Here is a 14,070-nt window from a genome sequence, read left to right as displayed (position 1 = left end):
TGGTGGCATGGCCAAAGACATCGACAACCCCTGCGTCTCGCTATGCCAGCTCAACAGCGAGCTGTGCGTGAGCTGTGGTCGCACCCGTGATGAAATCCGTAAATGGCGGGGCATGAAGCGCCCGGAAAAGATGGCCACCGTGCAACGGGCGGCGACGCGGATGAAGGCTATCGCCAAGAAGGCGGCCAAGCGGCAGAATGCCGACTGAGCCTGCGTGCGATGCACGCGACTTTCCCTGATTGCCTGATGAGCGCGAAAATGGATTCTCACTCGCTGTTTGCCTTTACCTTGGTTGCCGCCATCGCGATTGCCAGCCCCGGCCCTGCCACCTTGATGGCCATCAACAACAGCATCGCCCACGGCCAGCGCAGCGCGATCTGGTCGTCGCTGGGCAATGGCTCGGGCCTGTTCTGCCTGTCGGCGGCGGCCATGCTGGGCTTGGGCGCGCTGCTGGCCAGTTCCGAGATGCTGTTCAATGCCGTGAAGATTCTAGGGGCGGGCTACCTGTTCTACCTGGGCGCGCGGCAGTTGCTGAAGAAAAGCCCGATGCTGGAGCAGGGCGCTGCAGAGGGGGTGGTCAAGGTGCGGCCTACGCCGCTGAAACTGTTCAAGTCGGCCTTCCTCACAGCGGTGACCAACCCCAAGGCGACCATGTTCTTTACCGCGCTTTTCCCGCAATTTATCGACCAGGGGGCGGCGTTGCTGCCGCAGTTCCTGACCTTGACCGGGATATTCGTGGCCTTGTCGCTGGTTTCGCTGAGCTTGTATGCCGCACTGGCTGCGCGGGCCAAGGGCGTGTTGACTCGCCCTTCGCTGTCGCGCTGGGTCAGCCGGGTGGTCGGGACGACCTTCATCGGCTTTGGCGCGGCGATTCTGGCGATGCGTCGGCAAGCGGCCTGAGGCGGGACCTTGGTGTGGCCGGCAAAGGTTTTTGCCGGCCGGTATAATATCTGGCTGATGAAAGGCCAGCCCGCAGGCCGCTGATGGTCCAGACTGTCTAAAGCAAACCCACAGGGATGCTGCAGTTGACCACAGGAGGTGGCAGCCTTTGGCCACCACGCAGGGTCGCGGGATGTCACATGTGCCGAGGGCTGTCGATGATCGAGCGTTGCTTTCGCCAAGCCTTGCTGCTGCCAATATGCCTGTTGCTACTGCCGCTGCTTGCGGTAGCGGATGAGCCTTGCCGACGCCTGACCGCCACTGGCAACCCCGAATACCCCCCGTACCTGTGGCGCGACCCGCAAAACCCCCAGCAACTGATCGGTGCCAATGCCGACCTGCTCAAGTACCTGGGCCAGCAGCTGGGTTTGGAAATTGACGTGGTCTATGCCGGGCCGTGGTCGAGGGCCCAGGAGGAAGTGCGCACGGGCCGGATCGACCTGTTGGCCGGCTATTTCCTGACCCAGGCCCGGCAGCAACAGATGAACTTCATCGCCCCGCCATTCCTGCACACCCCAAGCGTGGTCTGGGTGCGCCAGGACAATGCTTTTGCCTACCGGCAATGGCCCGACCTCAAGGGCCGCAAAGGCGGGACCCTGGTCAACAACAGCCATGGCCAGCAGTTTGACGACTACGCCATGGCCAACCTCACCCTGGAAGCGGTGCCCAGCGCCCGGCAGGCGTTCGAGAAGCTGATGCACAAGCGCAGCGACTATGTGGTGTACGAACAATACCCCGGCATGGCGCTGGCGCGTACGCTGGGGATCGCAGGCACCGTGCAGGTGCTGCAGCCGCCGGTGTCCAGCGAAGGGCTGTACTTGGCGCTGTCGCATGACTCGCCCTGCAACCAGCCGCAATTGCGTGAAGCGCTGGCGCGGGAGATGGAAAAGATCGTTGCCGGGGCGTTGCCGCAGCAACTGCTGAAGCAGAACCTGGAGCGTTGGCAGTAGCAGCAAGTACGCGGTCCCTGTAGGAGCGTCCTTGTGTCGCGACGGGGCGCGCAGCGGCCCCGGCAATATCGAGGTAAGGCAAAGATCCTGGGGCCGCTGCGCGCCCCGTCGCGACACAAGGCCGCTCCTACAGGGAAATCACAACCTTCAGGTCATGTGGTGAACCTGTGGGAGCGGGTTCACCCGCGAAGAGGCCAGCATAGTCAGCGCATATGCAAAATGATCGGGCTGCTACTGGCCGGGCCGGTATGCCCACGCAATTTGCCCACCGCCTGCGCATTCACTGCACCGCCCTGGTTACCCCACGCCGTACGCACGAAACTCAGCACCTCGGCAATCTCCTGATCCCCCAGCTGTTCGCGAAAAGCCGGCATGCGATAGGCATCCGGCACGCCGGCAGCTACCACCCGCTGCGAACCATTAAGGGTGATATTGATCGCCGAGGCGTCCTCTTTGGCCAGTGCTGAAGTCGCCCCGGCCAACGGCGGCATCCACTCGGCCTGGCCCTTGCCGTCCAGGCCGTGGCACGACGCGCAGCGGCTCACGTAGGTGTGCGCACCGGGGCTGTCGAGCCGCGTGGCCGCCGACTCGGCCTGGTACTGCCAGGGCGCGCCGTCGCGCTGCGGGTCGCCTGGCAGCGATTTCAGGTAGTGGGCAATGGCAGCCAGGTCGTCGTCACTCATGAACTGCGTGGAGTTGTTGAACGCTTCGGTCATCGAGCCGAACACCACCGCATGGCGGTTGCGCCCGGTCTTCAGGAACTGGGCAATCTCGGCCTCGCTCCAGCGCCCTAGCCCGGTGTTGTGGTCGGCGCGCAGGCTCGGGGCATACCAGCCATCGAGCAGGGCGCCGGCCAGAAACGGCTTGCCACCGTCATCCAGCGCCTTCTCGTTGAATGCCAGGCCACGCGGCGTGTGGCAGCTGCCGCAGTGGCCGGGGCCCTGGACGATGTAGGCGCCACGGTTCCACTGCGCGTCCTGGCCGGTTTGGGCGGCGTAGGGTGTGGTCGCAGCAAACAGGCCGTTCCACATTGCGATGGGCCAGCGCAGGTTCAGTGGCCAAGGGATGTCGCTGGCCAGGTTGGCCTGCTTTACCGGCTGCACACCGTGCATGAAGAACGCGTACAGCGCCTTTACATCGTCATCGCTGAGTTTGGCGTAGGACGGGTAGGGCATGGCTGGGTACAGTCGCCGGCCGCCGGGTGCGACACCCTGGCGTACCGCGCGGTCGAAGTCGGCCAAGCTGTATTTGCCGATACCGTAGTCGCGATCCGGGGTAATGTTGGTGGCGTGGATCGCTCCCAACGGGGTGGCCATTTCCAGCCCGCCGGCAAATGGTTTGCCATCAGGTAGGCTGTGGCAGGCCACGCAATCGCTGAGCCGGGCCACGTACTCGCCGCGGCTGACCAGCGCCGGGTCGGCAGCAACGGCCTGCTCGCCGGCAAAGGGCGTGGCGGGCTCACGGGTGACATACCAGGCCAGCAGGCCTGTCGCAACCAGGCACGGCAGCGCCAGCCAACCAGCGGTCCGTGCGAAACGATGGGTCATGGGGCGTCCCTTTGCGATCAGCTGAAGGTATGGCGGCTCATGGGCAGGCTGCGCACGCGCTGGCCGGTGAGTTGTGCGACCGCGTTGGCCACGGCCGGCGCCACCGCCGGTAGCGGTGGCTCGCCGATGCCGCCCATCTTCGCCCCGCTTTCGACGATGCGCACATGCACCCGGGCCATGCGCGCAGGCTGCAGGATCGGGTACAGGTCGTAATTGCGCGCGCGTGGCATGCCATCGACGTATACCGCTTCCTCCACCAGCGTTTGCGACAGCCCCAGGGCGACGGCGCCGTTGACCTGGTGCTCGATGATCGCCGGGTTGACGATGCTGCCTGGGTCGATGGCCTGCCAGATGTCGTGCACCTTGACCTGGCCATTCTCGATCGACACTTCGGCAATCACCGCTGCCTCCGAGCCGAACGGTGAGGCCATGGCCACGCCGCGTGCCCGTTTGCTGCCGTCCTCGGCGGTGAACGGGCCGCGTTTCCAGCCACCGGACAGTTCGGCGACCGCGTTCAGCAGGTTGGTCAGGCGCGGGTTGTCGCGCAGCAGGTGCAGGCGTAGTTCGAATGGGTCCTTGCCGCCTTTGTCGGCCAGCTCGTCGAGGAATGACTCATAGAAGAAGTCATTCAGCGAGTTGCCTACTGAACGCCAGTAGCCAAGCATGGCCGGGCCTTTGACGTAGATCTGCGCGATGCGCTTGTTGGCGATGGCGTAGGACTTGCCCGAAAGCCCTTCAAGCGCGGTCGGGTCGATCTTGTCCTCTTGCTTGCCAGCAATGGCCTCGGTCGGGCCTTCGGTGGCGCTTACCGCTTCGATGGCCACCGGCATGCCGTCGGCATCAAGCCCTGCGCGGAATTTCACCACCGCGACCGGGCGCAGCACATCGCGCAGGAATTCCTCTTCGCGACTCCAGATCAGCTTCACCGGCCGACCTACCGCTTTGGCCAGGGCAATGGCCTGCGGGTAGGGGTTGGCCGAGTCATAGAGGAAGTGGCGGCCAAAGAAACCGCCCAGCAGTGGCGAATGCAGATTGATTTGTGTGGCTTGCAGGCCAGTGCGCTTGGCAATGTCATCACGGAACATGTCCGGTGCCTGGTTGGGCAGCCAGACGTCGAGGGTGCCATCCGGGTTGAAGCGGGCCAGAGCGGACGGTGGCTCCAGCTGGGCATGGTTCAGGTACTGGTTGTGGTAGCTGGCCTCGACCTTGGTCTTGGCATTGGCCAGGGCGCCAGCGATATCGCCTTCGTTCTCTTCGTCACGGGCCGGGCCGTAGACAGTCGCCAAGTGCTCGCGCCAGCCATCACTGGAGAAGTCGGCCGGCATCGGCCGTACCTTGCTGTTGGCGGCCGGCTCTTTCCAGTCCACCTGGATCGCCTCCACCGCACGCTTGGCGTGCCACCAGCGTTCCGCGACCACGGCCACGGCGCCCGGCAACTGATGCACCGAGTGCACGCCTTTCATGGCCTTGACCTGGTCTTCGTTACGCAGGCTGCCCACGGTCATGCCCAGGCGCGGCGCGTGTTGCACGGCAGCGTGGAGCATGCCGTCGACCTTGATGTCGATGCAGTACTGGGCCTTGCCAGTGGATTTGTCGTAGGCATCCAGGCGGCGTACGGGCTTGCCGATCCAGCGAAACTGGCTGGGGTCGCGCAGCTTGACGCTGGCCGGGTCGGGCACTGGCAGGTCCATGGCGCGGCCGGCCAGCTCACCATAGGTTACGCTACGGCCAGACGTGGTATGTACCACGTTGCCCGGCGTGGTGGAGAGTTCTTCGACCGGCACGCCCAACTGCTCGGCACCTGCCTGCAGCAGCATGGCCCGGGCGAGCGCACCCAGGCGGCGCATGGTCGGGTAGCTCATGCGCACCGACATGCTGCCGCCGGTGATGCGCATGCCATTTTCCATCACCACGTAGGCTTCGCCCGGCGGTGCGCTATCGACCACGAAATTGGCGGGGTCGACGTCCAGCTCTTCGCCAACGATCTGCGCCATGGCGGTGAAAGGGCCTTGGCCGCCTTCCATGAAGGGGCTGAGCAGGCGCACCGTGCCGTCTGGGCGAATCTCCAGAAAGGCCGGCACCTGGGTGCCGCGTTCCACGGATGTTGCGGCCGCTGCCTGCACGCGGGCCGAGCCCATTGGCAGGCCGAAACCCAGCACCAGGGCACCGACTGCGGTGCCGGCAAGAAAGCGCCGACGCGATAGGTTGACCGTTTCACCCTGTTGCAACCTGAGCAGTTCGGCGGGGGTATCGACGGGCGTGTTCATCAGGCCTGCTCCCCTTGGGCCAGGTCATGCACGGCGGCATGGATGGCGTTGTAGGTGCCGCAGCGGCACAGGTTGACCATGGCCGCATCGATCTGTGCAGCGCTGGGTTTTGGGGTGTGCTTGAGCAGCGCCGTGGCCGCCATCACCTGGCCGGACTGGCAGTAGCCACATTGCGCCACCTGGTGCTCGACCCAGGCGGCGACCACCCGCTTGCCAACGGCGTCAGCCTCGATCGCCTCTATGGTGGTGACCTCGCGCCCGACCACACCGGCCACCGGGGTTACGCAGGCGCGCACCACCTTGCCGTCCACCAGCACCGAACAGGCGCCGCACTGGGCCAGGCCGCAGCCATACTTGGTGCCGGTCAGCCCCAGGTCATCGCGGATCACCCACAGCAGGGGCGTATCGGCGTCCGCCTCGACCTGGTAGGTCTTCTGGTTGATGCGTAGTTCCATGGTTCACCTGCCAGTCATCGGTTGTTGTCGCCATGTATTTTCTGCTTTGGGAATGCGTTGTTCCCCAGTTGAGAAACGCTAGCACAGGGCTGCAACCGCTGGTCTGCTGGCAGGGGCAGGTTCAGAGGATCAGGCAAGCAATCCGGTGGAATGCGCAAGCCAGTACCGGCCTCATCGCCGGCAAGCCAGCTTGCTCCCACAAGGGGCTGCACATCCTTCAAGCCTTGTGCCTGTGGGAGCTGGCTTGCCGGCGATTGGGCCAGTAAGGCAAACAGGACTTCTGGCTTGAAAACCCGGATAATGCCGGCCAATTTCGTTTTGCACGCTTAACTCACGGTAATCCCGCATGGAAATCAAGGTCAATTTTCTCGACAATCTCCGTCTCGAAGCCAAGTTCGATGACTTCACGGTGATCGCCGACCAACCGATCCGCTACAAAGGCGATGGTTCGGCCCCAGGCCCGTTCGACTATTTCCTGGCGTCTTCGGCCTTGTGCGCGGCTTACTTCGTCAAGCTGTACTGCCAGACCCGCGACATCCCCACCGAAAACATTCGCCTGTCGCAGAACAACATCGTCGACCCGGAAAACCGCTACAACCAGATCTTCAAGATCCAGGTCGAGCTGCCCGAGGACATTTCCGAGAAGGACCGCCAGGGCATCCTGCGCTCCATCGACCGCTGCACGGTGAAAAAGGTGGTGCAGACCGGCCCCGAGTTCGTCATCGAAGTGGTCGACAACCTGGATGCCGATGCCCAGGGCCTGCTGATGCCAGTTTCCGACACCAGCACCTACATCGCCGGCAAGGACCTGCCGCTGGAGCAGACCATCGCCAACATGTCGGGCATCCTCGCCGGGCTGGGGATGAAGATCGAAATCGCCTCGTGGCGCAACATCGTGCCCAATGTGTGGTCACTGCATGTGCGCGACGCCCAGTCGCCGATGTGCTTCACCAACGGCAAGGGCGCGACCAAGGAGGCCGCACTGGCCTCTGCGCTGGGCGAGTTCATCGAGCGCCTGAACTGCAACTTCTTCTATAACGACCAGTTCTGGGGCGAGGACCTGGCCAACGCGCCGTTCGTGCACTACCCGAACGAGCAGTGGTTCAAGCCCGGCCCACGTGATGCGCTGCCGGCCGAGATCCTCGATGAGCACTGCCTGGAAATCTACAACCCGGACGGCGAACTGCGCGGCTCGCACCTGTACGACACCAACTCAGGCAATACCGCGCGCGGCATCTGCTCGCTGCCGTTCGTGCGCCAGTCCGATGAGCAGGTGGTGTACTTCCCGTCCAACCTGATCGAAAACCTGTTCCTCAGCAACGGCATGAGCGCCGGCAACACCCTGGCCGAGGCGCAGGTGCAGTGCCTGTCGGAAATCTTCGAGCGTGCCGTGAAGCGCGAAATCCTTGAAGGCGAACTGTGCCTGCCGGATGTGCCGCAAGAAGTGCTGGCCAAGTACCCGGCCATCGTCGCCGGTATCCAGGGCCTGGAAGAGCAGGGGTTCCCGGTACTGGTCAAGGATGCCTCGCTGGGTGGTGAATTCCCGGTCATGTGCGTGACCTTGATGAACCCGCGCACTGGCGGCGTGTTCGCCTCGTTCGGCGCCCACCCAAGCCTGGAAGTGGCGCTGGAGCGTAGCCTCACCGAACTGCTGCAGGGCCGCAGCTTCGAAGGCTTGAACGACCTGCCGCAGCCAACCTTCGAAAGCCACGCTCTGACCGAGCCGAACAACTTCGTCGAGCACTTCATCGACTCCAGCGGCGTGGTGTCGTGGCGCTTCTTCAGCGCCAAGGCCGACTTCGAGTTCGTCGAATGGGACTTCTCCGGGCACGGCGAGGACTCCAACACTCAGGAAGCCGCGACGCTTTTCGGTATCCTCGAAGACCTGGGCAAAGAGGTGTACATGGCCGTGTACGACAACCTCGGCGCCACTGCCTGCCGCATCCTGGTGCCGGGCTACTCGGAAATCTACCCGGTCGAGGACCTGATCTGGGACAACACCAACCGCGCCTTGTCGTTCCGCGCTGACATCCTCAACCTGCACAGCCTCGAAAGCCGCCCGCTGAAGCTGCTGCTCAAGCGCCTGGACAACTGCGATGTGGATGACTACACCACTATCTCCACGCTGATCGGCGTGGAGTTCGATGAGAATACGGTGTGGGGCCAGTTGACCATTCTGGAGCTGAAACTGCTGATCTGCCTGGCGGTGCAGCGTTTCGAGGACGCCAAGGAACTGGTCGAGGCGTTCCTGCAGTTCAACGACAACACTGTCGAGCGCGGGCTGTTCTACCAGGCGCTGAACGTGGTGCTGGAGGTGCTGCTGGATGATGAGCTGGAGATGGACGACTACGAGGCCAACTTCCGTCGCATGTTCGGCAACGCGCGTATGGACGCGGTGCTCGGTTCGGTGGACGGCAGCGTGCGCTTTCATGGCTTGACCCCGACCAGCATGAAGCTCGAAGGCCTGGACCGGCATCTGCGTTTGATCGAGAGCTACAAGAAGCTGCACGCGGCCCGGGCCAAGTTCGCCTGATAACTGCTGCGTGAACTTGCTGACTCTTCTGGCTAGCGCTGGCCCCCTGTAGGAGCGGCCTTGTGTCGCGATAGGGCTGCGAAGCAGCCCCGGCGATTTGTGCATCTGTGCTGAAATCCTGGGGCTGCTTCGCAGCCCTATCGCGACACAAGGCCGCTCCTACAGGTCTTGTGCATTCCTTGAAGATGATGCCCGCCAGGTGGCCGCAACTATCTTGCACAAGTTCAAAAAGCTAGCGCGATCCCTGTGGGAGCGGGCGTGCCCGCGAAGAGGCCGGCAGCCTTCATATATCGCTTCGCTCTTGCCCCTATCCCCATTTGATCTTGCCACTTCGCCAGCCAAGCGCGTACCGTTTTGCACCCATCCCTGAATCCCCGGCGCGTACACCGCCAGAAGGACCTCGGCCGCGCACAACAAGAAGGCGCAGACCATGAGCACCCCTTTGGATACCAATGCCCTCAAAGCCCGCCAGCAAGCCGCCTGGGCCAGCGGCGACTACGCGGTAATCGGCACCACCCTGCAACTGGTTGGTGAACGCCTGGCAGAAGCCTGTGACCTGCGTTGGGATGAGCAGGTGCTGGATGTCGCTGCCGGCAACGGCAACGCCACCCTGGCCGCCGCCCGGCGCGGCTGCCGCGTCACCTCCACCGACTATGTGCCCGAACTGCTCAAGCGCGGCGAAGAACGGGCGCGGGCCGAGCACCTGAATGTGCTGTTCCAGGCCGCCGATGCCGAAGCATTGCCGTTTGCCGATGGTACGTTCGATGCGGTGCTTTCCACCTTCGGCGTAATGTTCGCCCCCGACCAGCCCCAAGCCGCGCGCGAATTGGCCCGGGTGTGCCGGCCCGGTGGCCGTATCGGCCTGGCCAATTGGACCCCGCAAGGCTTCGTCGGGCAGATGTTCAAGACCCTCGGGCGGCACGTGCCCCCGCCAGCCGGCGCCTTGCCGCCCTCGCGCTGGGGCGATGAGGAACAGTTACGGGTGATGTTCGAAGGGGCACTCGGTGAGCTGCAGGTCAGCCGTCAGCTGTTCAACTTCCGCTATCGCTCGGCGGCGCATTTCATCGAGGTGTTTCGCACCTGGTATGGGCCGGTGCACAAGGCGTTTGCCTCATTGGAGCCGGAGGCAGCCGGGGCGCTGGAGAGGGATCTGACCCAGTTGCTGGATGAGAGCAACGTCGCAGGCCCTTCGTCGTTGGTGGTACCGAGTGAATACCTTGAGGTGGTGGTCATTCGGGGTTAGCAGACTCTCCTTCGAAGGCCTCTGCCGGTGGTGGCGCTGCACGGACATTGAAAAGCTTGCAGACGCAGTACCAAGCGATGGCGACGGTCAGGTTGTACGGGAACAGCACGGCCCAGAACGGCAGTTGCCAGTTCTTCTTGCCCTGCATTTCACCGGGTTCGCCGGTCCGCCAGGGGGCGTAGTGGCGCCAGGCTTCTGCCGGGGTCAGGCAGATGGCGTGCAGCGGCTTGTGCCACCAGTTGGGTTCGCCGGGCGGCGGGAGCTTGTCCGGGCCGTGGTCCATGAAATGGCGGAGGTACTCCCACACTTCGGCGACGTATTGGGTGTCGGACTCGGTGGGTTCGTTGCTGTCGACCCATAGGCAGTCTTTCTGGTGGAGGCTCCCGTCCTCTCGGCGAGGGGCGAAGGCTAGGGCGTAGCTGGTGGTGAAGGAAGAACCGCTGAATTCAGTGCGTTTGAATACACCGCCTCCAATGTTGTTCCAATCGAAGACTATGAGTTTGTTTATTCGTTTGTAATAAATTTTTTTTGTTAAGCGATTCAGGAAGATGTGTGAAAGATTTTTTATGAAAAATATTCTGTATGCTAAGAAAGGAGTAAAAATGAACGGCGCCGAAATTAGCATGGCAATGAAGATTGTGCCGCCGTCGAGTGAGTAATCTATATTGCTGTCAGTGAGATTTAAGAAAGAGAATATGCAAGTAGATAAAAACATTGCCATGTAAATCTTTCCCATGAATACCGAGTCGGAGACCCAAGGGTTTCGCAAGCATAAGCTTGAGTTGTATGTCTGAATAAGTTGTCCAGAGATCTTTGGGTTGACCCCTGATCTATGCGATGGATTGAAAAGCCAGACAGTCGCCATGAATTTAGCGCTCCAGATAAAATTTGGTGGTAGAAGAGGTGTCGTTATCTAGGCTTCTGTTTTTATCGTAATCAAGCGTGAGCGTGACAGCTCTGATTCCTCTCGCTTCGACCTTGTAGTGAATTACTAAACCAGCGGGTGTCATGTGGCAATCCGGTGTTATAGGGAGGCGGGTTATGTGTTTGTCGAAGCTATAGCTAATAAAAATTCCTGACCATTCGCTTTGGCCCAGTGCAAAGCCTGGTAAAAGAAGAGTGAGCTCAACTGTTGAGCTTTCATCAGTAACGTGTGTGTGGATTATTGTTGTCCAATCAGGCGTCGACCACTCGTTATGTATGTTAAATCCTGTCGTGACACCGGCTATGCCGAGTTGCTCGGATTGCATCGTTGATAAAGTTCTTGGCGAGAAAAATTCCATATTCCATGCCTTGACTTCTTCGTGGAGATGGCAAAAGGGCGGTAGTTTTTTCTCGAAATCAAGTTTTATATTTTCTCGTGCCTCGCCGTCATTTTCCCTCGTGCCGAAAATGCCTCTGCACGCCCATAACTCTATAGGGCTGTGAAGGCGGGAATGTGCCTTTGAGTGGAAAAATAGACCTGCTCCAATCAAAGCGGCTCCTACCAGTGCAAGTCCCGCTGCGGTCCAGCCTGCAAAGGGAATAACAACCGTCTTACCTGCGATGGCAAGGGTTCCTTCTAGAGTTAGAATAGAACCCAAACCCGTTAAAGCACCGCCAGTCGCTGTATATATCCCTGAGGTGAGATTGCCGTTCTGCCACTGGCGTACTGCTTTAAATCCATCAGAGAAAAATCCTGCTGCTATCGCTGGGTAGGCTGAAGCTCGCGCAAAGAGATTACTCGTTAAGAAGTTAATGATGCCGTTACCGAAAGCAATCCCGGGTGCTGTTGAACTCAACCTCAGCATCACGGCTTTCTGCGTTGCGCGCACGCTCACCAGCGTCGCCGATGCCGCACCGATCACCCCGAAAATCGATGAAGCGAACCCCATCGTGTATTCCGGAGCATCGCTCTGCTGCACGCTGTTGTAGGCGGTCTTGAGCGAAATCACGTTGAACCACAACATGCCCGCGTTCAAACCACCGCCAATGCCCGAAGTAAGCAACCCAAGGAAGTTGGGTTTCACACGCGCGGTGGTGGTCAGTTCGATTGAAATAGTCCGGCTTCCGGAGATACGGATTTGTTTCATCTCCTCAACCTGCGCCAGGCCGCTCTTCAAGTACTTCTGTACCTCCTGGCTAAAGGGATTTTCCGCGATGGCTTGCTCGGTGATCCGGTAGCGTGCTGCCAGCAACCCCAGTGCTTTCTCGGCATTGCCCTCACGCGCCGCCAACAGCACCTGCTGACGCAGGCCATGACTGGCGTCCCAGCGGGTCTGCCCACGCAGGCGCTTGAGCACCACGGTATTGACTGACTGGGCGGTGAGGTCGGTAATGCCGGCCATGGCCGGGAAGCGGCCAGCCAACCCTTCGATCACGTTGTCGCTGGCACCGAACAGGCTGCCGATCGCATCTGCCTTGTCCTTGAACGGGTTGAACGGCGCCAGGGCGGTGTAGAGCGGGCTGTCGTGCTGATCCAGCCACTGCTCAAGGCGTTTGAGCCGCTGATCCTGTGCTTCGGTACCGGGCGCTGGCTGGCCCATCGGCTGAATCAGCAGCGCCAGTGAAATTTCCAGCCCACGGGCGGACGCGATTTCATCACGGTCGTAACAGGCCAAGGCCGCAGCCAGGCTGTAGGGGTTATCGACATGCTGGGGTTCGGCGGTCCCGAGCCAGGCGTCATGATCGTTGCTGGCTTGCAAGGCCTGGTTGCGCAACGCGACGATGCGGCGTCCCAGCTCGTCACGCTCGGTCAGGAAGCGCCGGTACTTGGCGAGGTCGAGGCGCTGTGCCAGGCGTGCGCCGTTGGGGGAGTAGTCTTCGTGGGTGAGCGCCTGAAAACGTGACTCGGACGGCGACAGGGCGGGGCCGCGGCGTTGCGTGCCAAGGCGGAACTCGGCGAGGTCCACTGAAGGTGCATCGGCCGGGTACAGGCTTTCCAGCGTCTTGTTCAGCAGCATGGCTACCAGGTTGCGATGGTGGAAATCGCGGCTTTGCACGCTCAGCTGTTCGGCATCCAGCTTGTAGCACGCCGGCACGCTTTCCTGTTCGGGCCCTTGTGCAGGCTTCGTGTGTTCCAGCTGCTCGGCGGGCATCAGGTCGCGCAGTTGGTGCTGGTAGGCCGACACCGTCAGGCTCAGGTCCAGGGCCATGCCTTCGGCATCGGCGAGCGCCACCACTACCGGTACCTTCGGCTGGGTGTAGGGGTAGTGGCGGCCGATGGCGACGAGGTTGCCGATGGGCAAGGTTTCGTTGATCGGGTCGCTGCTCCAGGTCAGGGGCATGCGCCGTTCGGTGGGCTTGAAGTCTTCGACCCAGGTTTGCAGGGCACTGACCGGCAAGACATGGGGCTGGGTTGACGGGGCCTGGTTGCCGGCTATCAGTTCGGCCATGTCCAGCTGGCGCATATGCCGTTTGCGCAGGGCTGGCGAACCGGTGATACGAGCAGTCATGGCGTTGGTCCACAGGTGTGGGCTATAGCCGATCCACACTTCCTTGGCGGTATCCGGGCAGGTGTCGGCCCACACCCAGCCCATGGTCCGGCTGGACAGGTAGCGATCACGCAGGTGGTAGTCGTCCAGCCCGCTGTAGCGCAGTTCCTTGTACAGGCCGGCGCCGACGTACTCGTGAATGACCAGCTTCTCGCCCAGGGCGCCTTTCATGAACACGTAGACATAGCCCGGGCGCAGCGCGCGCAGGGTGTAGGCGGAGTGTTGCAGCGGCCCGAAGCCTTGTTCCAGGTTGAAGCCTGCATCGGCATAGCGGCAGGCGGGCATGTCGCCGGTGCGTGGCACGATGGCATAGCGCACTGGCAGGATGGGGATGCGTGCGCTACAGGAAGGGCCGGAAGTAGCACTGCTTACGGAGGCATTACTCATGCGAGTTCCTTGCTCAAAGAGCAGCCTTTTCGGACCCTAGGCGTAAAGTGGCCTGTTCCAGTACTGAAAAGACTGAAATATCGGTTGGCTGATACTTTTACGGAGGTGCTGACGTTTCGCTTTTTGTTACGTGCTTCACGCTGGAATGTAGGGTTCTTGCTTGTATTGTAGGAAATGTCTTACTTAGTTGATGAAGTAAGAAGGTGATCTGGTTGTTGGCTTTGAGTGAAAGACAATGCCCCGATTTCCACTTCTTGGTCGAGGTGGAAAGTGTAA

The 14,070-nt window shown here is 61.5% G+C and carries 10 protein-coding genes; 5 read left to right on the top strand and 5 right to left on the bottom strand.

Annotation, left to right across the window (positions count from 1 at the left end; all coding sequences use genetic code 11):
- Positions 1 to 7: 7 nt before the first annotated feature.
- From ACIP1G_RS13370 to ACIP1G_RS13360, 3 genes are all read left to right on the top strand, one after another.
- Entirely contained in the window at positions 8 to 208 is a 201-nt protein-coding gene (locus ACIP1G_RS13370; RefSeq protein WP_012271937.1) for a DUF1289 domain-containing protein, read from the top strand.
- 50 nt (positions 209 to 258) lie between these two features.
- On the top strand, positions 259 to 900 hold the full coding sequence (locus ACIP1G_RS13365; protein WP_400737582.1) for a LysE family translocator: 642 nt from the start codon (positions 259 to 261) through the stop codon (positions 898 to 900).
- Between the two features lie 197 nt (positions 901 to 1,097).
- A complete protein-coding gene (locus ACIP1G_RS13360) occupies positions 1,098 to 1,889 on the top strand; it encodes a substrate-binding periplasmic protein (protein ID WP_400737690.1) in 792 nt (263 codons plus the stop codon).
- A gap of 203 nt (positions 1,890 to 2,092) precedes the next feature.
- On the opposite strand, the gene ACIP1G_RS13355 is transcribed toward ACIP1G_RS13360, so the two are convergent.
- The 3 genes from ACIP1G_RS13355 to ACIP1G_RS13345 are packed head-to-tail and all read right to left on the bottom strand — an operon-like array spanning position 2,093 to position 6,158.
- Positions 2,093 to 3,436 carry a c-type cytochrome gene (locus tag ACIP1G_RS13355; protein ID WP_400737579.1) on the bottom strand — a complete coding sequence of 448 codons (1,344 nt, stop codon included), beginning with the start codon at positions 3,434 to 3,436 and terminating at the stop codon, positions 2,093 to 2,095.
- Positions 3,437 to 3,453: 17 nt separating this feature from the next.
- Entirely contained in the window at positions 3,454 to 5,703 is a 2,250-nt protein-coding gene (locus ACIP1G_RS13350) for a molybdopterin cofactor-binding domain-containing protein (RefSeq protein ID WP_400737574.1), read from the bottom strand.
- Positions 5,703 to 6,158, bottom strand: a complete 456-nt coding sequence (locus ACIP1G_RS13345) for a (2Fe-2S)-binding protein (RefSeq protein WP_400737572.1) — start codon at positions 6,156 to 6,158, stop codon at positions 5,703 to 5,705. Before ACIP1G_RS13345 ends, ACIP1G_RS13350 begins: the two co-directional genes overlap by 1 nt.
- 346 nt (positions 6,159 to 6,504) lie before the next feature.
- Here ACIP1G_RS13345 and ACIP1G_RS13340 point away from each other — a divergent pair, with 346 nt between their 5' ends.
- Complete coding sequence (locus ACIP1G_RS13340) at positions 6,505 to 8,691, top strand: OsmC domain/YcaO domain-containing protein (protein ID WP_400737570.1); 2,187 nt, start codon at positions 6,505 to 6,507, stop codon at positions 8,689 to 8,691.
- Between the two features lie 430 nt (positions 8,692 to 9,121).
- Entirely contained in the window at positions 9,122 to 9,934 is an 813-nt protein-coding gene (locus ACIP1G_RS13335) for a class I SAM-dependent methyltransferase (RefSeq protein ID WP_400737568.1), read from the top strand.
- Here ACIP1G_RS13335 and ACIP1G_RS13330 read toward each other — a convergent pair.
- Positions 9,921 to 10,799, bottom strand: a complete 879-nt coding sequence (locus tag ACIP1G_RS13330; protein WP_400737566.1) for a DUF6708 domain-containing protein — start codon at positions 10,797 to 10,799, stop codon at positions 9,921 to 9,923. The genes ACIP1G_RS13335 and ACIP1G_RS13330 overlap by 14 nt on opposite strands.
- 4 nt (positions 10,800 to 10,803) lie before the next feature.
- Entirely contained in the window at positions 10,804 to 13,794 is a 2,991-nt protein-coding gene (locus tag ACIP1G_RS13325; protein WP_400737564.1) for a T6SS effector BTH_I2691 family protein, read from the bottom strand.
- Positions 13,795 to 14,070 lie beyond the last annotated feature (276 nt).

Origin of the sequence: Pseudomonas sp. NPDC089392 (assembly GCF_044749595.1) — a bacterium.
Taxonomy (GTDB): Bacteria; Pseudomonadota; Gammaproteobacteria; order Pseudomonadales; family Pseudomonadaceae; genus Aquipseudomonas.
Note: the sequence above shows the minus strand (reverse complement) of the source record. Positions and strands in the feature narration are given on the sequence as shown.

Coding starts and splice junctions, on each gene's coding strand:
- ACIP1G_RS13370 (WP_012271937.1), top strand. CDS start 8: ATGGCCAAAGACATCGACAACCCCTGCGTCTCGCTATGCCAGCTCAAC.
- ACIP1G_RS13365 (WP_400737582.1), top strand. CDS start 259: ATGGATTCTCACTCGCTGTTTGCCTTTACCTTGGTTGCCGCCATCGCG.
- ACIP1G_RS13360 (WP_400737690.1), top strand. CDS start 1,098: ATGATCGAGCGTTGCTTTCGCCAAGCCTTGCTGCTGCCAATATGCCTG.
- ACIP1G_RS13355 (WP_400737579.1), bottom strand. CDS start 3,436: ATGACCCATCGTTTCGCACGGACCGCTGGTTGGCTGGCGCTGCCGTGC.
- ACIP1G_RS13350 (WP_400737574.1), bottom strand. CDS start 5,703: ATGAACACGCCCGTCGATACCCCCGCCGAACTGCTCAGGTTGCAACAG.
- ACIP1G_RS13345 (WP_400737572.1), bottom strand. CDS start 6,158: ATGGAACTACGCATCAACCAGAAGACCTACCAGGTCGAGGCGGACGCC.
- ACIP1G_RS13340 (WP_400737570.1), top strand. CDS start 6,505: ATGGAAATCAAGGTCAATTTTCTCGACAATCTCCGTCTCGAAGCCAAG.
- ACIP1G_RS13335 (WP_400737568.1), top strand. CDS start 9,122: ATGAGCACCCCTTTGGATACCAATGCCCTCAAAGCCCGCCAGCAAGCC.
- ACIP1G_RS13330 (WP_400737566.1), bottom strand. CDS start 10,799: ATGGCGACTGTCTGGCTTTTCAATCCATCGCATAGATCAGGGGTCAAC.
- ACIP1G_RS13325 (WP_400737564.1), bottom strand. CDS start 13,794: ATGAGTAATGCCTCCGTAAGCAGTGCTACTTCCGGCCCTTCCTGTAGC.